The organism is Streptococcus mitis (assembly GCF_965111725.1).
GTDB lineage: Bacteria > Bacillota > Bacilli > Lactobacillales > Streptococcaceae > Streptococcus > Streptococcus mitis_DV.
This window is the reverse complement of sequence record NZ_OZ217341.1, coordinates 1,534,737-1,561,733: the sequence shown is the minus strand read 5'-3', so window position 1 is coordinate 1,561,733 and position 26,997 is coordinate 1,534,737. Positions and strand designations below refer to the sequence as shown.

16 protein-coding genes and 1 tRNA gene are annotated in these 26,997 nt (G+C 38.5%); 15 read left to right on the top strand and 2 right to left on the bottom strand.

The window, feature by feature from the left end; translation table 11 throughout:
- The 9 genes from ACLV7Q_RS07680 to ACLV7Q_RS07640 all read left to right on the top strand — a co-directional run bounded on the left by ACLV7Q_RS07680 (nucleotide 1) and on the right by ACLV7Q_RS07640 (nucleotide 14,247).
- The gene (locus ACLV7Q_RS07680; RefSeq protein ID WP_055387826.1) at nucleotides 1-471 is read left to right on the top strand and encodes an HIT family protein; all 471 of its coding nucleotides are present in this window, start codon (nucleotides 1-3) and stop codon (nucleotides 469-471) included.
- Nucleotides 472-473: 2 nt separating this feature from the next.
- Nucleotides 474-1,190, top strand: a complete 717-nt coding sequence (ldcB, locus tag ACLV7Q_RS07675; RefSeq protein WP_055387825.1) for an LD-carboxypeptidase LdcB/DacB — start codon at nucleotides 474-476, stop codon at nucleotides 1,188-1,190.
- A gap of 122 nt (nucleotides 1,191-1,312) precedes the next feature.
- Nucleotides 1,313-1,738 (top strand): 50S ribosomal protein L11, encoded by a 426-nt coding sequence (gene rplK / locus ACLV7Q_RS07670; protein ID WP_001085807.1) that lies wholly within the window; start codon nucleotides 1,313-1,315, stop codon nucleotides 1,736-1,738.
- A gap of 206 nt (nucleotides 1,739-1,944) precedes the next feature.
- Nucleotides 1,945-2,634, top strand: coding sequence for a 50S ribosomal protein L1 (gene rplA, locus ACLV7Q_RS07665; RefSeq protein WP_001085675.1), 690 nt, complete (start codon nucleotides 1,945-1,947; stop codon nucleotides 2,632-2,634).
- A 533-nt stretch (nucleotides 2,635-3,167) separates the two neighbouring features.
- Entirely contained in the window at nucleotides 3,168-11,027 is a 7,860-nt protein-coding gene (locus ACLV7Q_RS07660) for a YSIRK-type signal peptide-containing protein (protein ID WP_218757698.1), read from the top strand.
- A 447-nt stretch (nucleotides 11,028-11,474) separates the two neighbouring features.
- On the top strand, nucleotides 11,475-12,467 hold the full coding sequence (locus ACLV7Q_RS07655) for an ABC transporter ATP-binding protein (RefSeq protein WP_218757697.1): 993 nt from the start codon (nucleotides 11,475-11,477) through the stop codon (nucleotides 12,465-12,467).
- A 1-nt stretch (nucleotide 12,468) separates the two neighbouring features.
- Complete coding sequence (locus ACLV7Q_RS07650; protein ID WP_218757696.1) at nucleotides 12,469-13,287, top strand: ABC transporter permease; 819 nt, start codon at nucleotides 12,469-12,471, stop codon at nucleotides 13,285-13,287.
- A gap of 1 nt (nucleotide 13,288) precedes the next feature.
- Nucleotides 13,289-14,074, top strand: coding sequence for an ABC transporter permease (locus tag ACLV7Q_RS07645; RefSeq protein WP_218757695.1), 786 nt, complete (start codon nucleotides 13,289-13,291; stop codon nucleotides 14,072-14,074).
- 100 nt (nucleotides 14,075-14,174) lie between these two features.
- Nucleotides 14,175-14,247: transfer RNA gene (locus ACLV7Q_RS07640), tRNA-Thr, on the top strand.
- Nucleotides 14,248-14,437: 190 nt separating this feature from the next.
- Here ACLV7Q_RS07640 and ACLV7Q_RS07635 read toward each other — a convergent pair.
- Complete coding sequence (locus ACLV7Q_RS07635) at nucleotides 14,438-14,578, bottom strand: hypothetical protein (protein ID WP_001815398.1); 141 nt, start codon at nucleotides 14,576-14,578, stop codon at nucleotides 14,438-14,440.
- 478 nt (nucleotides 14,579-15,056) lie between these two features.
- Here ACLV7Q_RS07635 and ACLV7Q_RS07630 point away from each other — a divergent pair, with 478 nt between their 5' ends.
- On the top strand, nucleotides 15,057-21,734 hold the full coding sequence (locus ACLV7Q_RS07630; protein ID WP_218757694.1) for a S8 family serine peptidase: 6,678 nt from the start codon (nucleotides 15,057-15,059) through the stop codon (nucleotides 21,732-21,734).
- A 492-nt stretch (nucleotides 21,735-22,226) separates the two neighbouring features.
- Entirely contained in the window at nucleotides 22,227-22,535 is a 309-nt protein-coding gene (locus tag ACLV7Q_RS07625) for a hypothetical protein (protein WP_218757693.1), read from the top strand.
- Nucleotides 22,536-22,614: 79 nt separating this feature from the next.
- On the opposite strand, the gene ACLV7Q_RS07620 is transcribed toward ACLV7Q_RS07625, so the two are convergent.
- Nucleotides 22,615-22,974 carry a DUF3397 domain-containing protein gene (locus ACLV7Q_RS07620; protein WP_218757692.1) on the bottom strand — a complete coding sequence of 120 codons (360 nt, stop codon included), beginning with the start codon at nucleotides 22,972-22,974 and terminating at the stop codon, nucleotides 22,615-22,617.
- Nucleotides 22,975-23,065: 91 nt separating this feature from the next.
- On the opposite strand from ACLV7Q_RS07620, the gene ACLV7Q_RS07615 reads away from it, so the two are divergent.
- Genes ACLV7Q_RS07615 through ACLV7Q_RS07600 form a run of 4 tightly spaced genes read left to right on the top strand, consistent with a single transcriptional unit; the run spans nucleotide 23,066 to nucleotide 26,876 of the window.
- On the top strand, nucleotides 23,066-24,022 hold the full coding sequence (locus ACLV7Q_RS07615; protein WP_023946280.1) for a TIGR01212 family radical SAM protein: 957 nt from the start codon (nucleotides 23,066-23,068) through the stop codon (nucleotides 24,020-24,022).
- On the top strand, nucleotides 24,006-24,563 hold the full coding sequence (locus ACLV7Q_RS07610) for a tRNA (mnm(5)s(2)U34)-methyltransferase (RefSeq protein ID WP_218757691.1): 558 nt from the start codon (nucleotides 24,006-24,008) through the stop codon (nucleotides 24,561-24,563). Before ACLV7Q_RS07615 ends, ACLV7Q_RS07610 begins: the two co-directional genes overlap by 17 nt.
- Nucleotides 24,556-24,810, top strand: coding sequence for a hypothetical protein (locus ACLV7Q_RS07605; RefSeq protein ID WP_000361085.1), 255 nt, complete (start codon nucleotides 24,556-24,558; stop codon nucleotides 24,808-24,810). The genes ACLV7Q_RS07610 and ACLV7Q_RS07605 overlap by 8 nt, the downstream gene beginning before the upstream one ends.
- Nucleotides 24,811-24,821: 11 nt before the next feature.
- Entirely contained in the window at nucleotides 24,822-26,876 is a 2,055-nt protein-coding gene (locus ACLV7Q_RS07600) for a cation:proton antiporter (RefSeq protein WP_218757690.1), read from the top strand.
- Nucleotides 26,877-26,997 lie beyond the last annotated feature (121 nt).

Below are 26,997 nucleotides of genomic sequence, written 5' to 3'. Positions count from 1 at the left end.
ATGTGTTTGATTTGTCAGAGAATTGACCTCATCAAAGCTGGAGAAAATCCCTATTTTGTCAAAGAGTTGGAAACAGGCTATGTGGTCATTGGAGACCACCAGTATTTTGCAGGCTATAGTCTCTTTCTAGCCAAGGAACATGTCACCGAATTGCACCATTTGAAAAAGGAGACAAGACTACGTTTTCTCGAAGAAATGAGTCTAGTCCAAGAGGCGGTTGCCAAGGCCTTTGCTGCTGAGAAAATGAATATTGAACTTTTAGGAAATGGCGATGCCCATCTTCATTGGCATCTTTTTCCTAGACGAAGAGGTGACATGAATGGTCACGGTCTCAATGGACGTGGGCCAGTCTGGTGGGTCCCCTTTGAAGAAATGACAGCAGAAACCTGCCAAGCAAAACCGGATGAGATTAAAAGATTAGTCAAACGTTTATCGTTAGAAGTAGATAAACTATTAGAAATAAAGGAGTAGAAATGAAAAAAAGATACCTTGTTTTGACAGCCTTGCTAGCCTTGAGTCTAGCAGCTTGTTCACAAGAAAAAGCAAAAAATGAAGATGGAGAAGCTAAGACAGAACAGACAGCCAAAGCTGATGGAACAGTAGGAAGTAAGTCTCAAGGAGCTGCCCAGAAGAAAGCAGAAGTGGTCAATAAAGGAGACTACTACAGCATCCAAGGAAAATACGATGAAATCATCGTAGCCAATAAACACTATCCATTGTCTAAGGACTATAACCCAGGGGAAAATCCAACAGCCAAGGCAGAGTTGGTCAAACTCATCAAAGCGATGCAAGAGGCAGGTTTCCCAATCAGTGATCATTACAGTGGCTTTAGAAGTTATGAAACTCAGACTAAGCTCTATCAAGATTATGTCAATCAAGATGGGAAAGAAGCTGCCGACCGTTATTCTGCCCGTCCTGGCTATAGCGAGCACCAGACAGGTTTAGCCTTTGATGTGATTGGGACTGATGGTGATTTGGTGACAGAAGAAAAAGCGGCCCAATGGCTCTTGGACCATGCGGCTGATTATGGCTTTGTTGTCCGTTATCTCAAAGGTAAGGAAAAGGAAACAGGCTATATGGCTGAGGAATGGCACCTTCGTTATGTCGGAAAAGAAGCTAAAGAAATTGCTGAGAGTGGTCTCAGTTTGGAAGAATACTATGGCTTTGAAGGCGGAGATTACGTCGATTAAAAAATAAACTTTTCTCTTGCAATTCCAGATAAATAGTGTATAATAGATGGGTATGTGAAAAGCATACTTGTGGGAGGTAAAAATCTCTAATTACCGCCAAAACCACAAAGGAGGATTTAAAAATGGCTAAAAAAGTCGAAAAACTTGTAAAATTGCAAATCCCTGCTGGTAAAGCTACACCAGCTCCACCAGTTGGACCTGCTCTTGGTCAGGCTGGTATCAACATCATGGGATTCACAAAAGAGTTCAACGCTCGTACAGCTGACCAAGCTGGTATGATTATTCCAGTTGTTATCTCAGTTTACGAAGATAAATCATTTACTTTCATCACTAAAACACCACCAGCTGCTGTTCTTTTGAAAAAAGCTGCAGGTGTTGAAAAAGGATCAGGTACACCTAACAAAACTAAAGTTGCTACAGTTACTCGTGCGCAAGTACAAGAAATTGCAGAAACTAAGATGCCAGATTTGAACGCAGCAAACGTAGAGTCTGCAATGCGTATGATCGAAGGTACTGCTCGTTCTATGGGATTCACTGTTGTTGACTAATCAATAACACAGTAGAAAATCTCACAGCAGTTTATTAGTTGCTTTTCATACTAGGCAAGTAACTGAAGCTTGTACTTGGGTACAGCAAGGGAGCTTAACGAAGTAGGAAAAGAATCTAATAGACTGAAAACCCGCAAGACTTCATCATTTCGAGAAGTGACGTGGGAGATGAAAATCGATTGAACCACTTACAAGGAGAATAGAAAATGGCTAAAAAAAGCAAACAACTTCGTGCTGCTCTTGAGAAAATCGACAGCACAAAAGCATACAGCGTAGAAGAAGCTGTAGCACTTGCAAAAGAAACTAACTTTGCAAAATTTGACGCAACTGTAGAAGTTGCTTACAACTTGAACATCGACGTTAAAAAAGCTGACCAACAAATCCGTGGAGCAATGGTATTGCCAAACGGTACTGGTAAAACTTCACGCGTTCTTGTTTTCGCACGTGGTGCAAAAGCTGAAGAAGCAAAAGCTGCTGGTGCAGACTTTGTTGGTGAAGATGACCTTGTTGCTAAAATCAACGACGGTTGGTTGGACTTCGACGTAGTTATCGCTACACCTGATATGATGGCTCTTGTTGGACGTCTTGGACGTGTCCTTGGACCACGTAACTTGATGCCAAACCCTAAAACTGGTACTGTAACGATGGATGTTGCTAAAGCAGTTGAAGAGTCTAAAGGTGGTAAAATCACTTACCGTGCTGACCGTGCAGGTAACGTTCAAGCAATCATCGGTAAAGTATCATTTGAAGCTGAAAAATTGGTTGAAAACTTCAAAGCTTTCAACGAAACAATCCAAAAAGCAAAACCAGCTACAGCTAAAGGAACTTACGTAACAAACTTGACTATCACAACTACTCAGGGTGTTGGTATCAAAGTTGACGTAAACTCACTTTAATCAGTAGTTAAAGTAATGTAAAAAAGTTGAAGACGCTATGTCTCAACTTTTTTTGATTTCAAAATATCTTCTTGTAAGGTAATACTCAATGAAAATCAAAGAGCAAACTAGGAAGCTAGCCGCAGGCTGTACTTGAGTACGGCAAGGTGAAGCTGACGTGGTTTGAAGAGATTTTCGAAGAGTATAAATTTAAGTTACTGCTGTTATTCTTAGAGTCACGTGTTTCAATACAATACTCTTTAAGCGTATGTAAATTGGTTTTATACTAAAGCATTGATCATCGTTAATGAAAAATAGAAAGATGTCTAATAAAATTAAAAAACACTCATTCAAACTCTCAATAATTACCAGTTATAATACTTGAATGCTACAAATTTAAATGTTATAATAAATTAAAGTGTTTACAATCATATAGCAATCTTTTTTAAGATGTTCTTCTCTTAATATTACTAAAAAATTTAAGGGGGGGGCTTTTTATTTGCCCTAATGCTTTAAAACAACACGAATAAAATAAATCAAGGAGGTTGAATCTCATGAAGAGAGGTCAACAAGATTTTAGAACTGAAAGATACCTTCGGTATGGTATTCGTAAGTATAGTTTTGGGGCAGCATCAGTGGCGATTGCGGCTGGTTTGATGTTTCTTGGAACTGGTGCGGTATCAGCAACAGAAGTAGAAGGAGTTAATGAACTATCTTCAACAGCTACTCCAACACCGACCATAGGCGATGAGGGGGCTAATCAAGGTTCTAACTCATCTAAACCCACTACTTATGACGCAGAGCCAGTCCTAACTAGGGATGCTAGTGAAGATACTGCCTCATCCCAAGCTAGCGATGAGAATACCGAAGCAGCGGCAACTAGCTCCTCTACAGAAACAGTTGCAGATAAGACTATTCTTAAGGATACAATCTCTGACTTGGAACTAGGATTATCTAAGATTGCTCGTTCTAAAGTTCCAGCATCTACTATTGCAAATGCAGAGAAAGTACTGGCAGATGCGAAAGCAATTCTTGCCAAAGGAAATGCAAGCCAATCAGAAGTGAACACAGTTGCTAAAGCGAGTCGTTCACAAGTCTCGATTATTGCAAGCATGCCTAAAGTTCTTGGAGTAACACCAGCTGAATCGGAAAATAAGGAAAAAGCAATATCAGCTGCTTCAACAGCAACTGAAGCTGAAAAACCGGTTGAGGCAAGTCTAGCTGAAGAAAAAACAGCTGAAGATGCAAAGGCAGAGTTGGCAACAGTGCAAGAAGACCTTGTTAGCTACTTACCACAAGCAGAGAAATTGGCTACGGACTCTGTGGTGATAGAAAAGGCAAAAGCAAGTCTTCAACTGATAACATCAAGCCTTGAAGATGCAAATATTACGACTGATGAACTTGAAAAACGTGTGCAAGAAGCAAAACGTGTACGCAACAGCCTTGTAAACCTTGTAACAGGCTCAAACTCAGGTAGTCGTGATAGCCGTAATGGTCAAGAAATGAGAGAAGGAAGTCAGCTGCTAACAGCCAGCGACTATATCTCAACTCCAAATGGGGATGGGACTTACACAGCTAAAGCTAGCGCTCCAACAAAAGAGGATCATACTGGTGCAGATATTTATACATTTACTTCTACTGCAGCAAAGCAGGGAGATGTTTCTACCGACCGAAGAAGTGGGGATATCAGCACCTTAGAAACTATTGTTTATTCCAATCAACGTGTAGGGGAAGATCGTGATCCTGGTAACGCAGGTCAGGGGGTCAACAATAAAGGACGCATGGATTATCCTCTAAGCAAGGAACAAGCAGAAGACTTGGCAGCAGAGGCAGAATTTTGGAAAGGGAAACTCCGTATTGATGGTTCGAGGATTTCGAGTGGCAACAATTCAAAATACCAAGCTAACGGTGGATATGAGTATCTAGCTACCCACATTTATCACTATGCTTATGAACAAGGTCAAGATCGCGTTTATATCGATAAAATCAAGGAACGTTTTGACCTAACAGATAATGCTAAGGCAGCTGGTTGGACTATCTCAAATGTTGAACCGACGAATTTACCTAAAGGATTAACCTACAATGCTGATTCTGATACGATTGAGGGCAAGATTATTGACAAGAGTATTTCAAATGGGGTATACGATACACGAACCTATATTACTTATACCAATACTCAAACCAATGCAACTGTGCGTGTAGTTTATCGAAACGTCCGTGGAGGTTGGATTGGTTGGCAAGATACTACGCCACCTACTATAGAAAGTGATAATACAGTCCATAAGGGAACGGTCGGAGAAGAGATTGCACCTGTAGATATCCATTACAAGGATGAGTCAGGTTCCCGTATAGCCTCTACAGGAGCCAATGTTTCCTACACGTTGGCTAATGGTAATAGTGTCACAGTTCGTCATGAATATAGCGATGGGATTTCTGGAATTTCAGGAAATATCTCAACAAATGGGTCAACGGTGGATACCGCTATTCCTGGTTTGACTTATAAACCAAACGCAGGGACTACTCCTATTATTGAAGATGGTAAAACTGTCGGCTATGATGGGAAGGGACTTATCTCTGGAGTACCAACAAAGGCAGGTGTTTACCATGTGACTGCCTACGTGAAAGATTTCAACCGTACAGACCGTGCAACTAGTTACAGTTGGAATTATGATACACAAGAAGGTCGTGGAGAGTTGACCTTTGTCATCGCACCTAAGGTAACGGTAAAGAACATAGCTACTTATGATACAACCGTACCGGTTGAGATTTCAGATGGGGCAACCTATGCAGAAATTACGACACCAGATGGCTCTAAGACTATCTTAAAAACAAATAAGGCTGGCAAGTGGATTGTACAGGAGGGAACAACGAATACCGCGGTTTCTGCTGGGGATGAAGTTGGAACAGTAGGGAATGAATTTTCTCTATCAGTAAAACCTGAAGCGACGGCAACAGCTGGAGTTTCTAAGATTTCTGTATATGCTAAAACTGAAAATGTTACGGCTAATCTCATGAGAACCAAGGTGGAGTTGAACTCTGCAACAAACGGTACGAAATATACAGCAAATCTCAATCCAACATCAGGTCGTTATGAATTAGCAGCTTCTGATGCAACGGTGAGAACAGAGTTAACTGGTGGCAATTACACAATCACCAAACGGGAAGTTTCAACCCGTGCCCAAACAGATGGCTCCATGAAGTTTGACTTGTACGAATATACCAGAACCTACAATAATGCGAACAAAGTGACTGCTGTTAACGATGTTACTCTAACTGAAACAGTTTATAACAAGAATAACACAGAAAACACTGCTACAGGTAATGGTATGTACATTACTGTTAAGTATGATAAAAATAGTGAGGAATGGTCAGCAAGTGACGGATCTAAGATAACAGCCAATAAGACTGGTGATGACACATGGGAAATTGAAACTAGTTCGGGTTATACTGGGACTGTTAAGGGAGTTATGGCAGAAAACACCAGCACTTCTACGATCATCAACTCGAAACCAACTGCTAGGTCAACTTCTTACGAGAGTACCTTGAATACAACTGTTAACCTAATCGACCGCCCTGCAGCTGATACTGCGGTAGTTACTGGTGCTAAGGTGAGTGTCAGCGATGCTGAAGATGATAAGTTGGCTAAAAGTAACGCAGAGGCTGCATTCAAGGAAAGTCATAAAACAAAAGTAACAAGCATTACTGTTACAGATCCAGATGGCAACATTGTGTTTGCATCGACTACATCTGGAGACGCAGCCAACTATCCAACTGAAACATCTCTTAAATTGACAAAAGTTGGTGTGTATCGTGTTACTGTCAATGCTGTAGATAGTAATACAAACTTGGTTGATGGAACAAATGTAGGGGATACGACTGCTGGGACTGACCACGGAGTGAACACTTCCACAGCGACTACAACCTACACCATTACTGTTAAAGCTGGTATTGAAGGAACTCCTGTAACTACTAGCGACATTCAAGGAGCAGTTCAAAAAGGAAGTCCAAGCTTCAATTTTGATGACGCAGAGAAAACAAAGATTTCTTCTATCACAAATGGTACAAAAGTTTATAGCTTAGAATCAACAAATGCTACAGATAATACAGGAGCTACTGTAGGTACTTATGCTATTGATAAGGATACGGGTGAGGTAACCTTTACTCCTAATCCAACATTTGTTGGAACCCCAAATCCAGCTAAGGTAACTTTGACTTTAACAGTAAATGGAGTTGATCCATTAACATCTAAGGCAGATTACACACCAACTGTTATTGGAGTGAAACCAGAGGGAACGAAGGTATCTTCAACAGATATTCAAGGGGAAGTTCAAAAAGGTCAACCAACCTTTACCCCAGGTTCTGCAGAAGTAAATGGAGCTAGAAAAACAGTCCCATTGAAGGCAGATAGCTATAAACTTCTTGATAGTGCAGGTACAGAAGTAGCGGATGGCGCTACAACTCCAGCTTACGCTGCAGCAGATAATGGTACTGTTAAAGCTGGTGATGAGATTGGTACCTTCGGTATTGACAAGTCAACAGGTCTCGTGACCTTTACGCCAACCAATAAAGCTTATGTTGGAGCAGTAAAACCTATCCAAGTTGTTGTTTCAGATAACAATGGTACGCAACCAGAAGACGATAAACGTGGTGAATACACACCAAACATTGTTGGTGTCACTCCAACTGCAAGTGAAGCTTCAACTACAGGCATTCAGGGAGCTGTTCAAAAATCTGAAGTGGTTCTCAATGCTAAAGATGAAAATGTAAACACCTTGAACTTTAGCAAAGGAAGTGAGACTGTAAATGGAACTGAAAAATCTGTTGATTTAAATGAAGCTACTCTGACTCTAGTAGGAGCTGATGGTGAAGGTAAAGTATCGGTAGCTGGTCAAGGAACATACTCTATCGTAAAAGAAGATGGTAAGTCTTATGTTCAATTCACTCCGGTAGCCACTTATACAGGAAATGTAACTCCAGTAACAGTGAAAATTGCTGATGCTAATGGAACTGAAGTAACAACAACCTATACTCCGAAGATTGTTGGAGTGAAACCAAGCGCAGAATCTTCTAAGACAAATGGAATTCAAGGCGAAACTCAAACTTCTAGCATCGTTTACAATCTAGTTAATAAAGATGAGAATGCTCTAAACTTCGTCAAAGGAACTGCGATTATAAATAGTGAGTCTAAATCAATCGAACTAGATAAAACATCTGTGAAGCTAGTAGGTGCAGAAAATGGAACTGTTAATGGTGACGGTAGCGTTACTGTAGCGAATCAGGGTACTTATAAGCTTGTTAAAGATGCAACTGGAGCCAATGCTGTTACCTTCACTCCTCTTGCTACATTTACTGGAAAAGCACATCCTGTAACAGTAAGTATTACTGATACCAATGGAACTGAAGCAACAACAACCTACACTCCAAGCGTCACGCCTGTTAAAGCTTCAGCTGAACCTGCAACGTCTACTGGAACTCAAGGTTCAACTCAAAGTGGTACGCCAATTTACACAGCTCCAGAAGCTGGTACGGGTGTTACCGTCACTCCAAGTTATACTTTGGATAACGATTCAACTACTAAAACTGTAGATGGTGTTGGTACTTATACAATTGATACAACTGGTAAAGTAACCTTTGTTCCCGTAGCTAGCTATGTATCAAGTGATGCCAATAAGACAAGTGTAGGAGTAAAAGTTACTTATAGATTAGAGACTGCAGATAAGTCGCAGGCGACAATCACCTCTGAAACAACCTATACTCCAACAGTAAATCCTGTAACCTCTGCAGGAAATGATGTTGCAACGACAAACATCCAAGGTCATGCCCAAAAATCAACAGATGAAGGGAAAACTCTGACTTATACTATTTCTGATACTAGTCATATCACAGCACGCACTTATGCATTGGAAGGTGCAGATAATGATGGTAAGGTAGTGGTAGAGAATGTTGGAACCTACACAGTAGACGATAAAGGTCAGGTAACCTTTGTACCAGTGCCATCTTATGTAGGAACACCGACTCCTGTGACAGTTGTTGAATCAGCGGTTTTAACTTCTGATGATAAGACTACAGCAATTATCACAACTAAGTCAATGTACACCCCAACGGTAACAGATGTGACCATGACATCTGAAAATGCAACATCGACTGGTATTCAAGGGGCTACTCAAAGTGGAACTCCAACCTTTGCCTTGTCAAATGGAGCAGAAGCAACAACGACTATCACAGGCTATAAACTTGTGGATCCAACTACAGGCCAAGCGACAAATGAAACATCTGTAGTTGTTCAATCAGTTGGTACGTATACAATTGATTCAACGACAGGTAAAGTAACCTTCCAACCAGATGGTGCGTATAAGGGGACACCAGATGCCATCAAAGTTGAAGCAACTGCGACTGTTAAAAATGCCAAGAATGAAACTGCAAGCATTACGAAAGAAGCTACCTACACCCCAACAGTTATTCCAGTAACACCAAGCTCTAAAGCTTCAGAGACAACTGGACCGCAAGGACAAGCCCAGACTTCATCTATTAAGTATGATACTGCAGATACAGACGCTAGCACTGTGAACTTTACTAAAGGTAGTGCTATGGTTGAAACTGTTGAGAAGTCTGTTGAGCTAGATAAAGGAACGGTAACGCTTCTTGATGCCAATGGAGCAGAAACTACAACTGTCACAGTGGCAGATCAAGGTACCTACAGTCTAAACAAAGACACCAACACCATCACCTTCCAACCTCTTTCAAGCTTTGTAGGCAAGGCAACTCCAGTAACAGTTCAAGTGAAGGATGCCAACGGAACAATTACAACAACGACCTACACTCCAACGGTAACAGCTGTAACTCCAACAGGTGCTTCATCGGTTACTGAAGGAGCTCGTGGAACTATTCAAACATCTCCTGTAGTATTTGATACGCCAGATCAAGATAATACAACAGTAAACTTTAATAAAGGTCATGAAAAAGTTGAACTTGATAAGTCTACTCTAACATTAGTTGATAAAACTGGTAAAGAAGTGAAAGAAGTTGTAGTTCCAGGAGAAGGAACATATGTACTTAAGGATGGAGTCGTTGAATTTACACCAGAAAAAGATTTCGTAGGAAAGGCAACTCCAGTAACAGTTCAAGTGAAAGACGTCAATGGTAAGGTGGTTTCTGAAACTTATACTCCAACTGTGCGTCCTGTAACGGAGTTTAAAGACACAGATGGGAATGTTGTTTCAGGAAGTACTACAGAAGATGGCAAAGTTGATAAGAAGGACTTCCCGGGCTATAGATTTGTTGAAACTAAAGTTGATAACAAGGGTAATACAACTCATATTTATGAAAAAGTAACAACAACATTCAAGGATAAGGAAGGCAATCTTATTACTGTTGATAAAGACAACAATCCTGTGAAATCAACAGAAAAAGGAGAAATCCCAGCTAAAACGATCCCAGGTTATAAATTTGTAGAGACTAAGAAACTTCCAAACGGAGATATCGAACACATCTACGAAAAAGTAACAACAACATTCAAGGATAAGGAAGGCAATCTTATTACTGTTGATAAAGACAACAACCCTGTGAAATCAACAGAAGAAGGAGAAATCCCAGCTAAAACGATCCCAGGTTATAAATTTGTAGAGACTAAGAAACTTCCAAACGGAGATATCGAACACATCTACGAAAAAGTAACAACTTCATTCAAAGATAAAGACGGAAACGAGATTCCAAACTATCCAAGTGAGCCAGGTACAGTAGATAAGAAAGATATTCCAGGCTACCGCTTCGTAGAGACTAAGAAACTGTCAAATGGAGATATCGAACACATCTACGAAAAAGTAAGTACCTTCTTCAAAGATAAAGAAGGCAAAGAGATTCCAAACTATCCAAGTGAGCCAGGTACAGTCGATAAGAAAGACATCCCAGGCTACCGCTTCGTAGAGACTAAGAAACTGTCAAATGGAGATACTGTTCATGTTTATGAAAAAGTAACACCACCAGCTCCAACACCTTCACCTGTTCCTCAACCAAATCCAGGTAAGCAAAATACAACTACTTGGACTGATGAGAATGGAAATCCATTGAAACCAACTGAGCCAGGTTCTAAAGAACCAGGAACAATTCCAGGTTACGAATATGTGAAGACTGTGACAGATTCAAATGGAAATATCAGACATATCTTCCGTAAAGTTGAGATGCCAACTCCAACACCGGTTGAACCGACTCAACCAGCACAACCGGTAGAGCCAGCAACTCCAGCAATACCTGAACAGCCATCTAAACCTCAAATGCCAGCAACACCTAAATATGTTGATGGTCAAAAAGAATTGCCTAACACAGGTACAGAAGCTAACGCTAGTCTAGCTGCACTTGGACTCCTTGGAGTTCTAGGTGGATTTGGACTTCTTGCTCGCAAGAAAAAAGAAGACTAATCTTTCTAATGGGTATAATTTGTTTGCAATGAACAGATTGTCCTTAATGAGGATGGGCAAAAACTTCATTTCAGGATAAAATGAAGCCACAATAAAACGCATAGTATCAAGTTTTCAAGACCTGATATTATGCGTTTTTTAATTTTAAAGACTTTTTCGGTCTCACTTATTGCATAGTGAAATGAGATAAAAAATGGACAAATTGATTGGGGGATTTAAACCAATTTCTAATCAACAGAATTTTTGATTAAAAGTATGATTTTAAGAGAGAAATCTTTAATTTTATAATCTGTAGGCAAACGCTTGCATTCTAGTTTTTATTGGACTATAATAGGTTGGTATAAAGCTTTCTGTAATAATAAAATGTAGAAGGTGTAGAAAGTAAGGATTTAGAATACTTGTATTGGAAAATACAATGTTGCTATTCCTTGCGATAGGGAGATAGATATGGCAATGATAGAAGTGGAACATCTTCAGAAAAATTTTGTGAAGACTGTTAAGGAACCGGGCTTGAAGGGGGCATTACGCTCCTTCATTCATCCTGAAAAGCAGACCTTTGAAGCGGTCAAGGATTTGACTTTTGAGGTCCCAAAAGGACAAATTTTAGGCTTTATCGGGGCCAATGGTGCTGGGAAGTCGACAACCATCAAAATGCTGACAGGGATTTTGAAACCGACATCTGGTTTTTGTCGGATTAACGGCAAAATTCCGCAAGACAATCGCCAAGATTATGTCAAGGATATTGGGGTGGTATTTGGGCAAAGAACCCAGCTATGGTGGGATTTGGCTCTGCAAGAGACCTACACGGTTTTGAAAGAGATTTACGATGTGCCAGACTCGCTCTTTCATAAGAGAATGGATTTTTTAAATGAAGTCTTGGATTTGAAGGATTTTATCAAGGACCCCGTGCGGACTCTTTCACTGGGGCAACGGATGCGGGCGGATATTGCAGCTTCCTTGCTCCACAATCCAAAGGTTCTCTTTTTAGATGAGCCAACCATCGGTCTGGACGTTTCGGTCAAAGATAACATTCGTCGGGCAATTACTCAGATCAATCAGGAGGAAGAGACGACCATTCTCTTGACCACCCATGACTTAAGTGATATTGAGCAACTTTGTGATCGGATTTTTATGATTGATAAGGGCCAAGAGATTTTTGATGGAACGGTTAGCCAGCTTAAGGAAACCTTTGGTAAGATGAAGACTCTCTCTTTTGAACTGCTACCAGGTCAAAGTCATCTCGTCTCTCGCTATGAAGGTCTGTCTGATATGACCATTGATAGACAAGGGAATAGCCTCAACATTGAATTTGATAGTTCTCGCTACCAGTCAGCTGATATTATCAAGCAAACCCTGTCTGATTTTGAAATCCGCGATTTGAAGATGGTGGATACGGATATCGAGGATATTATCCGTCGCTTCTATCGAAAGGAGCTCTAAGATGGTCAAATTATGGAGACGTTATAAACCCTTTATCAATGCAGGTGTTCAGGAATTGATTACCTATCGAGTCAACTTTATTCTCTATCGGATCGGAGATGTTATGGGTGCTTTTGTGGCCTTTTATCTCTGGAAGGCTGTCTTTGATTCTTCGCAAGAGTCTTTGATTCAGGGCTTTAGTATGGCAGATATCACCCTCTACATCATCATGAGTTTTGTGACAAATCTTCTGACTAGATCAGATTCGTCCTTTATGATTGGGGAGGAGGTCAAGGATGGTTCCATCATCATGCGTTTGTTACGACCAGTGCATTTTGCGGCCTCTTATCTCTTTACTGAGCTTGGGTCCAAGTGGTTGATTTTTATTAGCGTTGGCCTTCCATTTTTAAGTGTCATTGTTTTGATGAAAATCTTATCTGGGCAAGGGATTGTAGAAGTGCTGGGATTAACTGTCCTTTACCTCTTTAGCTTAACGCTAGCTTACCTAATCAACTTTTTCTTTAATATCTGCTTTGGATTTTCTGCCTTTGTGTTTAAAAATCTATGGGGTTCCAATCTACTTAAGACTTCCATAGTGGCTTTTATGTCTGGAAGTTTGATTCCCTTGGCTTTCTTTCCAAAGGTTGTTTCAGATATTTTGTCCTTCCTGCCTTTTTCATCCTTGATTTACACTCCAGTCATGATTATCGTTGGGAAATACGATGCCAGTCAGATGATTCAGGTGCTCGCTTTGCAGTTCTTCTGGCTCTTAGTGATGGTGGGCTTGTCTCAGTTGATTTGGAAACGAGTCCAGTCATTCATTACCATTCAGGGAGGTTAGTATGAAAAAATATCAACGCATGCATCTGATTTTTATTAGACAATACATCAAGCAAATCATGGAATATAAGGTGGATTTTGTGGTTGGTGTGCTGGGAGTTTTTCTAACTCAAGGATTGAATCTCTTGTTTCTCAATGTCATCTTTCAACATATTCCATCCCTAGAAGGTTGGACTTTTCAAGAAATCGCCTTTATCTATGGTTTTTCCTTGATTCCCAAGGGCTTGGACCATCTCTTTTTTGATAATCTCTGGGCATTGGGACAACGCTTGGTGAGAAAGGGAGAGTTTGACAAATATCTGACTCGTCCTATCAATCCTCTCTTTCACATCTTGGTTGAGACCTTTCAGATTGATGCCTTGGGTGAACTCTTGGTCGGTGGAATTTTACTAGCGACAACAGTATCAAGCATTGCTTGGACTCTTCCAAAATTCTTGCTTTTCCTAGTCTGCATACCATTTGCGACCTTGATTTATACTTCCTTGAAAATCGCGACAGCTAGTATCGCTTTTTGGACCAAACAGTCAGGCGCCATGATTTACATTTTCTATATGTTTAATGATTTTGCCAAGTACCCGATTTCGATTTACAATTCTCTTCTTCGTTGGTTGATTAGCTTTATCGTGCCTTTTGCCTTTACGGCCTACTATCCTGCCAGCTATTTTTTGCAGGACAAGGATGTACTCTTTAACATCGGAGGTTTGATTTTGATTTCCCTCGTTTTCTTTACTATTTCCTTGAAACTATGGGACAGGGGCTTGGATTCTTATGAAAGTGCTGGGTCCTAAGATGAAGAAACTCAAAGCCTTGTCTCAGGACAGGCTTTTTCTAATAGAGATGAAAATTCCTTGACATCTATTCTCAGAGTGCTATACTGTAATTGTAATCGCCGATTTAGCTCAGTTGGTAGAGCAAGGCACTCGTAAAGCCTAGGTCACAGGTTCGATCCCTGCAATCGGCAAAGTGAAGAAGCTCATTAGGGCTTCTTTTTCTTTTTAAAGAAAATCAGACCACTTAGACCGGTATAGAGACCAGATAGGCAAAAGAACTTGTTCTTGAAACTGACCTCTGCTATAATGATTTTTGTAAGGGACGTGAGTATTCATACTCTTCGAAAATCTCTTCAAACAAAGTCAGCTTCACCTTGCCGTTTATATGTGACTGACTTCGTCAGTCTTATCTGCAACCTCAAAACAGTGTTTTGAGCTGACTTCGTCAGTCTTATCTACAACCTCAAAACAGTGTTTTGAGCAGCCTACGGCTAGTTTCCTAGTTTGCTTTTTGATTTTCATTGAGTATTAGTTGCTAGAGCAAGGCACTCGTAAAGCCTAGGTCACAGGTGAACATATGACTGAAGATTTGAAAAAATAGATATGTATAAATAACCGTTAAGCCTTATTCTTAGCGGTTATTTATATTGTTTAATAGCGCTGATATTTCATCAATGATGTTTGACTTTGTGATTTTGGTAGTGGTTCAATTTGATTGCTACTATTTTTGATGGTATGAATGTGCTTATAATGTATCCCCGTTAAGTACGAAACTTTTGCATCATTTATTAACATGCGTTAAAAATAAAATTAATGCATGTTAATTTTTCTTGACTTAAATTTTTTAAATGATATACTATTTTTATGGAGAGCTAACAATTATATATAAATGTACTACTCTATTTCCTAGATAATACTTAGTAAAACTTTTTATAACAAAGGCTAGCAAAGTTAAAGTTTACTATCTATTGGAATTTAAATAAATATGTAAGGAATTAAAATGAAAAAAAGTACAGTATTGTCATTAACCACAGCTGCAGTTGTTTTAGCAGCATATGTCCCTAATGAGGTAGTCTTAGCAGACACATCTAGCTCTGAAGATGCTTTAACTATCTCTGATACAGAAAAAGTAGTAGTAGATAAGGAAGCAGAAAATAAAGAAAAACATGAAAATATTCATAATGATATAGAAACTTCCAAGGATACTGAAGAGAAGAAAACAACGGTTATTGAGGAAAAAGAAGTTGTTAGTAAAGAATCTGTGATAGATAACAAAACTAGCAATGAAGAAGCAACAATCAAAGAAGATTCCAATCAATCCCAAGAAGATAAAGCTAACTCGTCTGCAAGTAAAGACCCAGAAAGTCCCAAAAAAGAGGATAAACTTGTCTATATTGCTGAATTTAAAGATAAAGAATCTGGAGAAAAAGCAATCAAGGAATTATCCAATCTTAAGGATACAAACGTTTTATATACCTATAATACGATTTTTAATGGTGTTTCAATAGAAACAACTCCAGATAATCTGGATAAAATTAAACTAATAGAAGGTATTTCATCGGTTGAACGGTCACAAAAACTCCAACCCATGATGAATCATGCCCGAAAGGAAATTGGAGTTGAGGAGGCTATCGATTACCTAAAGGCCATTAATGCTCAATTTGGGAAAAATTTTGATGGTAGAGGTATGGTCATTTCAAATATCGATACCGGGACAGATTATAGGCATAAGGCCATGAGGATTGATGATGATGCTAAAGACTCAATGAGATTTAAAAAAGAAGACTTAAAAGGTACTGATAAAAATTTCTGGTTGAGTGATAAGATTCCTCATGCTTTTAATTATTATAATGGTGGTAAAATAACTGTAGAAAAAGCTGATGATGGAAGTGATTATTTTGATCCACATGGAATGCATATTGCAGGGATTCTTGCGGGAAATGATACTGAAAAAGACATCAAGAACTTTAATGGAATAGATGGAATTGCTCCTAATGCACAGATCTTCTCTTATAAAATGTACTCTGACGCAGGATCTGGGTTTGCAGGGGATGAAACAATGTTTCATGCTATTGAAGATTCCATCAAACACAATGTCGATGTTGTTTCGGTATCATCTGGCTTTACAGGAACAGGTCTTGTAGGTGAGAAATATTGGGAGGCTATTAGAGCATTAAGAAAAGCAGGCATTCCAATGGTTGTCGCTACGGGTAACTATGCGACTTCTGCTTCAAGTTCTTCATGGGATTTAGTAGCAAATAATCATCTGAAAATGACCGACACTGGAAATGTAACACGAACTGCAGCACATGAAGATGCGATAGCAGTCGCATCTGCTAAAAATCAAACAGTTGAGTTTGATAAAGTTAACATAGGTGGAGAAAATTTTAAATACAGAAATATAGGAGCCTTTTTCGATAAGAATAAAATCACAACAAATGAAGATGGTTCAAAAGCTCCTGATAAATTGAAATTTGTATATATAGGCAAAGGCCAAGACCAAGAGTTGATAGGTTTGGATCTTAGAGGCAAAATTGCAGTAATGGATCGAATTTATACAAAGGATTTAAAAGATGCTTTTAAAAGAGCAACGAATAAGGGAGCACGCGCCATTATGGTTGTAAATACTGTCAATTACTACAATAGAGATAATTGGACAGAGCTTCCAGCTATGGGATATGAAGCGGATGAAGGTACTAAAAGTCAAGTGTTTTCAATTTCAGGAGATGATGGTGTAAAGCTATGGAACATGATTAATCCTGATAAAAAAACTGAAGTCAAAAGAAATAATAAAGAAGATTTTAAAGATAAATTGGAGCAATACTATCCAATTGATATGGAAAGTTTTAATTCCAACAAACCGAATGTAGGTGACGAAAAAGAGATTGACTTTAAGTTTGCACCTGACACAGACAAAGAATTGTATAAAGAAGATGTCATCGTTCCAGCAGGATCCACATCTTGGGGACCAAGAATAGATTTACTTTTAAAACCCGATGTTTCAGCACCTGGTAAAAACATTAAATCTACTCTCAATGTCATTAATGGGAAATCAACTTATGGCTATATGTCAGGAACTAGTATGGCAACTCCAATCGTAGCAGCTTCTACTGTTTTGATTAGACCGAAGTTAAAGGAAATGCTTGAAAGACCTGTATTGAAAAATCTTGAGGGAGATGACAAAATAGATCTTACAAGTCTTACAAAAATTGCTCTACAAAATACTGCGCGACCGATGATGGATGCAACGTCTTGGAAAGAAAAAAGTCAATACTTTGCATCACCTAGACAACAGGGAGCAGGGCTAATTAATGTTGCCAATGCTTTGAGAAATGAAGTTGTAGCGACTTTCAAAAACAAGGATTCTAAAGGTTTGGTAAACTCTTATGGTTCTATTTCTCTTAAAGAAATAAAAGGAGAAGAAAAATATTTTACAGTTAAGCTTCACAATACATCAGACAGACCTTTAACCTTTAAAGTTTCAGCATCAGCGATAACTACAGATTCTCTAACTGACAGATTAAAACTGGATGAAACATATAAAGATGAAAAATCTCCAGATGGGAAGCAAATTGTTCCAGAAATCCATCCAGAAAAAATCAAAGGAGCAAATATCACATTTGAGCATGATACTTTCACTATAGGCGCAAATTCTAGCTTTGATTTGAATGCGGTTATAAATGTTGGAGAGGCTAAAGACAAAAATAAATTTGTAGAATCATTTATTCATTTTGAGTCAGTGGAAGAAATGGAAGCTCTAAACTCTAACGGGAAGAAAATAAACTTCCAACCTTCTTTATCAATGCCTCTAATGGGCTTTGCTGGAAATTGGAACCACGAACCAATCCTTGATAAATGGGCTTGGGAAGAAGGATCAAAATCAAAAACAATGGGAGGTTATGATGATGATGGTAAACCGAAAATTCCTGGAACCTTGAACAAGGGTATTGGTGGAGAACATGGTATAGATAAATTTAATCCAGCAGCTATTATTCAAAACAGAAAAGATAAAAATATTACATCACTAGACCAAGACCCAGACTTATTTGCCTTTAACAACCAAGGTATTCATGCAGAATCCACTAGTGGATCTAATGTTGCTAGGGTATATCCACTTGACTCAAAGGGAGAACCACAAAGTGTTTCACTAGAAAGAGGATTAACACCTTCTCCACTTGTATTAAGAAGTGCAGAAGAAGGATTGATTTCAATAGTAAATATAAATAAAGAGGGAGAAAATCAAAGAGACTTAAAAGTCATTTCGAGAGAACACTTTATTAGAGGAATTTTAAATTCTAAAAGCAATGATGCAAAGGGAATCAAATCATCTAAACTAAAAGTTTGGGGTGACTTGAAGTGGGATGGACTCATCTATAATCCTAGAGGTAGAGAAGAAAATGCACCAGAAAGTAAGGATAATCAAGATCCTGCTACTAGGATAAGAGGTCAATTTGAACCGATTGCGGAAGGTCAATATTTCTATAAATTCAAATATAGATTAACCAAGGATTATCCATGGCAGGTTTCTTATATACCAGTAAAAATTGATAATACAGCTCCAAGAATTATTTCAATTGATTTTTCTAATCCAGATAAAATTAAATTGATTGCAAAAGATACCTACCACAAGGTAAAGGATGAGTACAAACACGAAACCTTGTTTGCTAGAGACCAAAAAGAACATCCTGAGAAATTTGAAGAAGTAGCCAACGAAGTATGGTATGCAGGTGCAGCTCTTGTCGATGAGTATGGAGATGTTGAGAAAAATCTTGATGTAACTTACGCCGGAGAGGGCGAGGGAAGAAATAGGAAGCTTGATAAAGATGGAAATACTATCTACGAAATTAGCGGAGCAGGAGATTTAAGAGGAAAAATCATTGAAGTCATTGCATTAGATGGCTCTAGTAATTTCACAAAGATTCATAGAATTAAATTTGCTGATCATGCTGATGAAAAGGGGATGATTTCTTATTACCTAGTAGATCCTGACAAAGATGCTTCTAAATATGAAAAACTTGGTGAAATTTCTGAAGATAAACTCAAAAATGCAAAGAGCTCAGAGGAAAATACCAATAATAATCAAGCTAAGGATGAAGATTCAAAACCAGATGAAGAAAGTTCAGTTGAGGGAGAAGCTAGCCTTGAAATAAATAAAACTATTTCAACAATTAGAAACTTTGAAAATAAAGACCTAAAGAAACTCATTAAAAAGAAATATAGGGAAGAAGAGGACTTTGTAAATGGTGGTACAAGAACAGTAGAACTTGATTATCGATATGACGATAAAGGAAATATAGCTGCCTATGACGATGGTAGCGCCTTAGAATATGAAACTGAAAAACTTGACGAAATCAAATCAAAAATTTATGGTGTTCTAAGCCCGTCTAAAGATGGACACTTTGAAATTCTTGGAAAGATACGTAATGTGTCTAAAAATGCCAAGGTATATTATGGAAATACCTATAAATATATAGAAATCAAAGCGACCAAGTATGATTCCAATTCAAAAACGATGACATTTGATTTATACGCTAATATTAATGATATTGTGGATGGATTAGCTTTTGCAGGAGATATGAATATCCTTGTAAAAGATAAGGGTAAAACAAAAGCTAAAACTAAAATTAGAATGCCTGAAAAAAATAGGGAAACTAAAACAGAATATCCCTATGCATCAAGTTATGGGAATGTAATAGAATTAGGAGAAGGTGATCTTTCAAAGAACAAACCAAATAATTTAACTGAAATGGAATCTGGTAAAATCTATTCTGATTCAGAAAAACAACAATATCTATTAAAGGATAATATCATTCTGAGAAAAGGCTATGCACTAAAAGTGACTACCTATAATCCTGGAAAAACGGATATGTTAGAAGGAAATGGAGTCTATAGCAAGGAAGATATAGCAAAAATACAAAATTCCAATCCTAATCTAAGAGCCCTTTCAGAAAAAATAATTTATTCTGACAGTAGAAATGTTGAAGATGGAAGAAGTACTCAAGCTGTATTAATGTCGGCTTTGGACGGCTTTAACATTGTAAGGTATCAAGTGTTTACATTTAAAATGAACGATAAAGGGGAGGCAATCGATAAAGACGGAAATCTTGTAACAGATCCTTCTAAACTTGTATTATTTGGTAAGGATAATAAAGAGTATCATGGGGAGGAATATTCTAATGTAGAAGCTATAAAAGAAGATGGCTCCATGTTATTTATTGATACCAAACCAGTAAACCTTTCAATGGATAAGAACTACTTTAATCCATCTAAATCTAATAAAATTTATGTACGAAATCCAGAATTTTATTTAAGAGGTAAGATTTCTGATAAGGGTGGTTTTAACTGGGAATTGAGAGTTAATGAATCGGTTGTAGATAATTATTTAATCTACGGAGATTTACACATTGATAACACTAGAGATTTTAACGTTAAGCTTAATGTTAAAGACGGTGACATCATGGACTGGGGGATGAAAGATTATAAAGCAAACGGATTTCCAGATAAGGTAACAGATATGGATGGAAATGTTTATCTTCAAACTGGCTATAGCAATTTGAATGCGAAAGCGGTTGGAGTACACTATCAATTTTTATATGATAATGTTAAACCAGAAGTAAACATTGATCCCAAGGGAAATACAAGTATCGAATATGCTAACGGAAAATCTGTAGTCTTTAATATCAATGATAAAAGAGATAATGGATTCAATGGTGAGATTCAAGACAAACATATTTATGTAAATGGAAAAGAATACACATCATTTGATGATATTAAACAACTAACAGATAAGACACTAAACATTAAGATTCTTGTAAAAGATTTTGCAAGAAATACAACTGTAAAAGAATTCATTTTAAACAAAGATACGGGAGAGGTAAGAGAACTAAAACCTCATACGGTAACTGTGACCATGCAAAATGGAAAAGAAATGAGTTCTAAGATAGTGTCGGAAGAAGATTTCATTTTACCTGTCTATAAGGGTAAATTAGAAAAAGGCTATCAATTTGATGGTTGGGAAATTGCTGGTTTCGAAGGGAAAAAAGATGCTGGCTATGTTCTTAATTTATCAAAAGATACCTTTATAAAACCTGTATTCAAGAAAATAGAGGAGAAAAAGGAGGAAGAAAATAAACCTACTTTTGATGTATCCAAAAAGAAAAATAAGGTGCAAGTAAATCATAATCAATTAGATGAAAGTCACAGAAAAGAGGATTTACAAAGGGAAAATCATTCCCATAAATCTGATTCAACTGAAGGTGTCAAAGCTACAGTTCCTGTACAAGTAAATCATAATCAATTAGATGAAAGTCACAGAAAAGAGGATTTCCAAAGAGAAAATCATTCACACAAATCTGATTCAACTGAGGGTGTCACAGCTACAGTTCCTGTACAAGTAAATTATAGTCAATTAGATGAAAGTCAAAGATCTGATTTAACTAAGGATGTCAAAGCTACAGTTCCTGGTAGAAATGATAAAAACTTTGAAAATAAGACTGAAGTTTATCCTAATGAACCAGAGAACATAGCCAATAAAGACACCAATATCGATAGCAAATTAACTACTAACAATCTTAATAAGTCACCAAAAACCGGAACAGTTAGCGGAGTCTTTACATTATTCGTTGCTGGAATACTGTTTACCGTAGGCACATTTCTTGGATTAAAGAAAAAAGATTAAGATGAAGACAAAAGCTATAGATGAAAAAATGGTTTATGTACTGAGATAGTGTGATGATGAAACAGTTTTGTGAAAATAGCCATTTATAACTCAATTATTTAGTTTACTTTACTATTGATACTCTTTTTGGATTTATTAATAGACTTAGTTTCGACAACTAATGAATTGATTGAAAGGGTTAGTATTGACAATATTGGTCACATTGATTAGAAAATAGAGTCTATCAAAATTTAAAGGCTAATAGAGGTGATGAGATAATTTCAAGGAATTAAGTAGCGTTTGGTTGCTTAATTCCTTTTTATTTGGAAGGAAGTTTTTCACCTGCTTCCTTATTTTATCGCTATTATTCAACCATTTAGACCGAGATAAAGACCAGATAGACAAAAGAGCTTGTTCTTGAAACCAACCTCTGCTATAATGCTTTTTGTAAGGGACGTGAGGCATCAATATCAGATAACTCAAGTTCCTAAAAAAGAAATCGGAGATAAACAAATGAAAAAATTATTAGGGATTGTATTTTTAGTAGCAGCAGCGACAGTAGTGTATTTTGGCTCTGTTGGCTGGCCAAGTTTGGATGTCAACCTCTGGTCACTGATTCCGATAGGCTTGTTCCTCTATTTTGCACTAGAGAATCTTTTGAAAAAGGATTACAAGGCTAGTCTGATGTGTTTCATTATTGCCTTTATCATCGCAAATGCAATTTTGGATCTTTTGCCAATTTCAAGTGGCTTGGTAATTGGAGCAGGTGTGCTGGCTTGCATTGGTATTGGATTTATCTTTCCTGATAAAGAAAGTAAATAAGAATTATTAAAAAAGATATAAAGAAAAAACACTTCAATCACTGTATTTAGTTTGATTGAGGTGTTTTCGATTTCATTTTTTATTTCTGAGCCATCAATTCAACAATCATCTCGATATACATGAAAAGGGTTAATAAGAATCCTGCACGCCAGAAGAATTTGATGAATTTAGGATAGTAAAAGCTACGTTTTTTCAAAAGGAAGAAAAAAACGAGAATAATGGCTAGGACTGAGAGGGCTAGACCCAGTCTAGGGAGGAAATTATGGGTAAAAGTTTTAGCTGTGATCAGGTAATATTCAAATACCAAGACTGGAAAAGCCAAATCCGCAAAGTTTCGTCCTAGTTTTTTTAATCTAAAAAGTTTGGTTATGATAATGCAGACGACTAAGGTCAGTATCAATAATAAAATAGATGCTAATTTCATTAAAATCATATCCATATTGTATCATAAAAAAAGGCTAATGGAAACGAGAAACAGAGGAATTTATAGGAAAGTCAGGCTTTTGAGATTGTGGGTGTTTTTTGTTATAATGAAAGTTATGAAATCTTATAATACCTTGAATGATTATTATCGAAAACTCTTTGGAGAAAAGACCTTTAAAGTCCCTATTGATGCGGGATTTGACTGTCCCAATCGTGATGGGACTGTGGCTCATGGAGGCTGTACTTTTTGTACGGTTTCAGGTTCTGGAGATGCTATCGTAGCACCAGATGCGCCTATCCGTGAGCAATTTTATAAGGAAATTGACTTTATGCACCGTAAGTGGCCGGATGTGCAGAAGTATCTGGTTTATTTTCAAAATTTTACCAACACCCATGAAAAGGTGGAAGTCATCCGAGAGCGCTATGAGCAGGCGATCAATGAGCCAGGTGTGGTAGGCATCAATATCGGAACGCGCCCAGACTGTTTACCAGACGAAACCATCGAATATTTGGCTGAGTTATCGGAGCGCATGCATGTGACGGTTGAATTGGGCTTGCAGACTACTTATGAAACAACCTCTGACCTGATTAACCGTGCCCACTCCTATGAGTTGTACGTGGAAACGGTCAAGCGTTTGAGAAAGTATCCAAAGATTGAGATTGTTTCCCATTTGATCAATGGTTTGCCTGGTGAAACCCATGAGATGATGATTGAAAATGTTCGTCGCTGTGTTACGGATAACGATATTCAAGGGATTAAACTGCATTTGCTTCACCTGATGACCAATACGCGTATGCAACGAGATTACCACGAGGGACGTTTGCAACTGATGAGTCAGGACGAGTATGTCAAGGTCATTTGTGATCAACTGGAAATCATACCCAAGCATATCGTCATCCATCGAATCACGGGAGATGCACCTAGAGATATGCTGATTGGTCCTATGTGGAGCCTCAATAAATGGGAAGTCCTCAACAGCATTGAGATGGAGATGAGACGTCGCGGAAGTGTTCAAGGATGCAAGGCTGTAAAACAGGAGTTTGAAAATGAAAAGACCACTTGAGATGGCACATGATTTTTTGGCTGAGGTAGTGACAAAAGAGGATATCGTAGTGGATGCGACTATGGGAAATGGTCATGACACGCTTTTTCTAGCCAAGCTAGCCCAGAAAGTATATGCTTTTGATATTCAGGAGCAAGCCTTGGAAAAGACGCAAGAGCGTTTGGACCAGGCTAGCCTGACAAATGCTCAGTTAATCTTGCAAGGTCACGAGACACTGGACCAGTTTGTGACAGAAGCCAAGGCAGGGATTTTTAATCTGGGCTATTTGCCATCAGCTGATAAGTCAGTCATTACCCAACCTCAGACGACTATTGAAGCATTAGAAAAGCTGTGTCATTTGCTTGTCAAAGGTGGACGGATTGCCATTATGATCTACTATGGTCATGATGGAGGCGACCTCGAGAGGGATGCTGTCTTGGATTTTGTCAGCCAGTTAAACCAACAAGAGTACACAGCTGCCATTTACCGAACTTTAAACCAAGTCAACAACCCACCATTTTTAGTGATGATTGAAAAATTAGAGAGATATAGACATGGATAAACAATACCTACGTGAAAAGCTGGATGCCATGCGCCAGAATTTTGTTGAATCAACCCACCACGAACGAGCAGTAGGTGTGTTAGACCAAGCGCATATGAGCAAAAAAATGCTTAAAATCAAGAAAAAATTAGTTGCTCTTGAAATGGAACGGTGCCAGAGAAAAATTGAGCACAAAGATTGTTCCAAGATTGACCAAAAAATCAAAGAGCAGAAGGAGATATTTGAATCCTGTTGTAAAAAAGATTAAGGAGGAATTACGTGGAATTACTGATTTACCTTATCCTATTCTTACTGGTCTTGATTGTCTCAAGTACAACCAATAAGCTCCTGCCTTTTTTGCCTCTCCCTTTGGTGCAGATTCTTTTGGGAATCGTGATTGGTCTCTTTTTACCCAATACCGACTTTCACCTCAATACGGAGTTGTTTTTGGCCCTGGTTATCGGACCCTTGCTTTTCCGAGAGTCGGAGGAAGCAGATATTACGGCTATTTTAAAACACTGGCGAATCATTGTTTATCTCATATTTCCAGTGATTTTTATCTCGACCCTGAGTTTGGGTGGCTTGGCCCATCTTCTTTGGCTCAGCCTTCCTTTGGCAGCTTGTTTGGCTGTTGGGGCGGCCCTTGGGCCTACGGACTTGGTGGCCTTTGCCTCTCTTTCGGAGCGGTTTAGCTTTCCAAAGCGCGTGTCCAATATCCTTAAGGGTGAAGGACTCTTGAATGATGCTTCTGGCTTGGTTGCCTTTCAGGTGGCTTTGACAGCCTGGACAACTGGAGTCTTTTCCCTTGGGCAAGCGAGTAGTTCGCTCATCTTTTCAATCCTAGGCGGTTTTTTGATCGGTTTTTTAACAGCCATGACCAACCGGTTCCTCCATAGCTTCTTGCTAAGTGTGAGAGCAACAGATATTGCCAGTGAACTCCTTCTGGAATTGAGTTTGCCTCTTGTGACCTTCTTTCTGGCAGAAGAGGTACACGTTTCAGGGATTATTGCCGTGGTGGTTGCTGGGATTTTAAAGGCAAGCCGTTTTAAGAAAATTACGCTTCTCGAAGCCCAAGTGGATACGGTGACTGAGACGGTCTGGCATACAGTCAACTTTATGCTCAACGGTTCTGTCTTTGTGATTTTAGGGATGGAGCTGGAAATGATAGCAGAGCCTATCTTGACCAATCCAATCTATAATCCCTTACTTTTATTGGGATCTCTTGTCGCTCTTACCTTTGTCCTCTTTGCTATTCGTTTTGTCATGATCTATGGCTATTATGCCTATAGGACTAGACGCCTCAAGAAAAAGCTAAATAAGTATATGAAGGATATGCTTCTCTTGACCTTCTCAGGTGTTAAGGGAACGGTGTCGATTGCTACGATTCTCTTGATACCAAGTAATTTAGAGCAGGAGTATCCTCTCTTACTTTTCCTTGTCGCAGGTGTGACGCTTGTCAGCTTTTTAACAGGTCTCTTGGTCTTGCCTCATCTTTCTGATGAACAGGAAGAAAGCAAGGATTATCTCATGCATATTGGCATTTTGAATGAAGTGACACTAGAGTTGGAAAAAGAGTTGGAAGATACCAGAAATAAGCTCCCTCTCTATGCGGCTATTGACAATTATTATGGACGTATTGAAAATCTCATCCTAAGTCAAGAAAATAAGGGAGCTCAAGAAGACTGGGAGGCCTTGAAACTTCTCATCCTCAGTATTGAAAGTGATGGTTTAGAACAGGCTTACGAAGAGGACAAGATGAGTGAGCGTGCCTATCGAGTTTACCAACGATATTTGAAAAACATGGAACAAAGTATCAATCGTAAGTTTGCGTCACGATTGACCTATTATTTCCTTGTTTCCTTGCGGATTTTACGTTTTCTCCTTCATGAAGTTTTTACTCTCGGAAAGACCTTTCGTAGCTGGAAGGACAAGGAGAAAAGCCGTCTCCGTGCTCTTGATTATGACCAAATTGCAGAGCTCTATCTTGCCAATACAGAGATGATTATTGAAAGTTTGGAAAACCTGAAGGGAGTCTATAGACGCTCTTTGATTAGTTTTATGCAGGAGTCTCGTCTTCGTGAAACAGCTATTATCAGCAGTGGTGCCTTTGTCGAACGGGTTATTACACGTATCAAACCTAATAATATTGATGAGATGCTGAGGGGCTATTATTTGGAGCGCAAGTTGATTTTTGAATATGAAGAGAAACGATTGATTACGACCAAGTATGCCAAGAAATTACGACAAAATGTCAATAACTTAGAGAACTATTCTCTGAAGGAAGCCGCCAATACCCTGCCTTATGATATGGTGGAATTGGTAAGAAGAAATTAGTTAATACTCTTCGAAAATCTCTTCAAACCACGTCAGCGTCGCCTTGGATTATATATGTGACTGACTTCGTCAGTTTCATCTACAACCTCAAAGCAGGGCTTTGAGCAACCTGCGGCTAGCT

Bases quoted from the DNA above. Each gene is read 5' to 3' on its own strand.
- ACLV7Q_RS07680 (WP_055387826.1), top strand. From the start codon at position 1: ATGTGTTTGATTTGTCAGAGAATTGACCTCATCAAAGCTGGAGAAAAT.
- ldcB (WP_055387825.1), top strand. From the start codon at position 474: ATGAAAAAAAGATACCTTGTTTTGACAGCCTTGCTAGCCTTGAGTCTA.
- rplK (WP_001085807.1), top strand. From the start codon at position 1,313: ATGGCTAAAAAAGTCGAAAAACTTGTAAAATTGCAAATCCCTGCTGGT.
- rplA (WP_001085675.1), top strand. From the start codon at position 1,945: ATGGCTAAAAAAAGCAAACAACTTCGTGCTGCTCTTGAGAAAATCGAC.
- ACLV7Q_RS07660 (WP_218757698.1), top strand. From the start codon at position 3,168: ATGAAGAGAGGTCAACAAGATTTTAGAACTGAAAGATACCTTCGGTAT.
- ACLV7Q_RS07655 (WP_218757697.1), top strand. From the start codon at position 11,475: ATGGCAATGATAGAAGTGGAACATCTTCAGAAAAATTTTGTGAAGACT.
- ACLV7Q_RS07650 (WP_218757696.1), top strand. From the start codon at position 12,469: ATGGTCAAATTATGGAGACGTTATAAACCCTTTATCAATGCAGGTGTT.
- ACLV7Q_RS07645 (WP_218757695.1), top strand. From the start codon at position 13,289: ATGAAAAAATATCAACGCATGCATCTGATTTTTATTAGACAATACATC.
- ACLV7Q_RS07635 (WP_001815398.1), bottom strand. From the start codon at position 14,578: ATGAAAATCAAAAAGCAAACTAGGAAACTAGCCGTAGGCTGCTCAAAA.
- ACLV7Q_RS07630 (WP_218757694.1), top strand. From the start codon at position 15,057: ATGAAAAAAAGTACAGTATTGTCATTAACCACAGCTGCAGTTGTTTTA.
- ACLV7Q_RS07625 (WP_218757693.1), top strand. From the start codon at position 22,227: ATGAAAAAATTATTAGGGATTGTATTTTTAGTAGCAGCAGCGACAGTA.
- ACLV7Q_RS07620 (WP_218757692.1), bottom strand. From the start codon at position 22,974: ATGGATATGATTTTAATGAAATTAGCATCTATTTTATTATTGATACTG.
- ACLV7Q_RS07615 (WP_023946280.1), top strand. From the start codon at position 23,066: ATGAAAGTTATGAAATCTTATAATACCTTGAATGATTATTATCGAAAA.
- ACLV7Q_RS07610 (WP_218757691.1), top strand. From the start codon at position 24,006: ATGAAAAGACCACTTGAGATGGCACATGATTTTTTGGCTGAGGTAGTG.
- ACLV7Q_RS07605 (WP_000361085.1), top strand. From the start codon at position 24,556: ATGGATAAACAATACCTACGTGAAAAGCTGGATGCCATGCGCCAGAAT.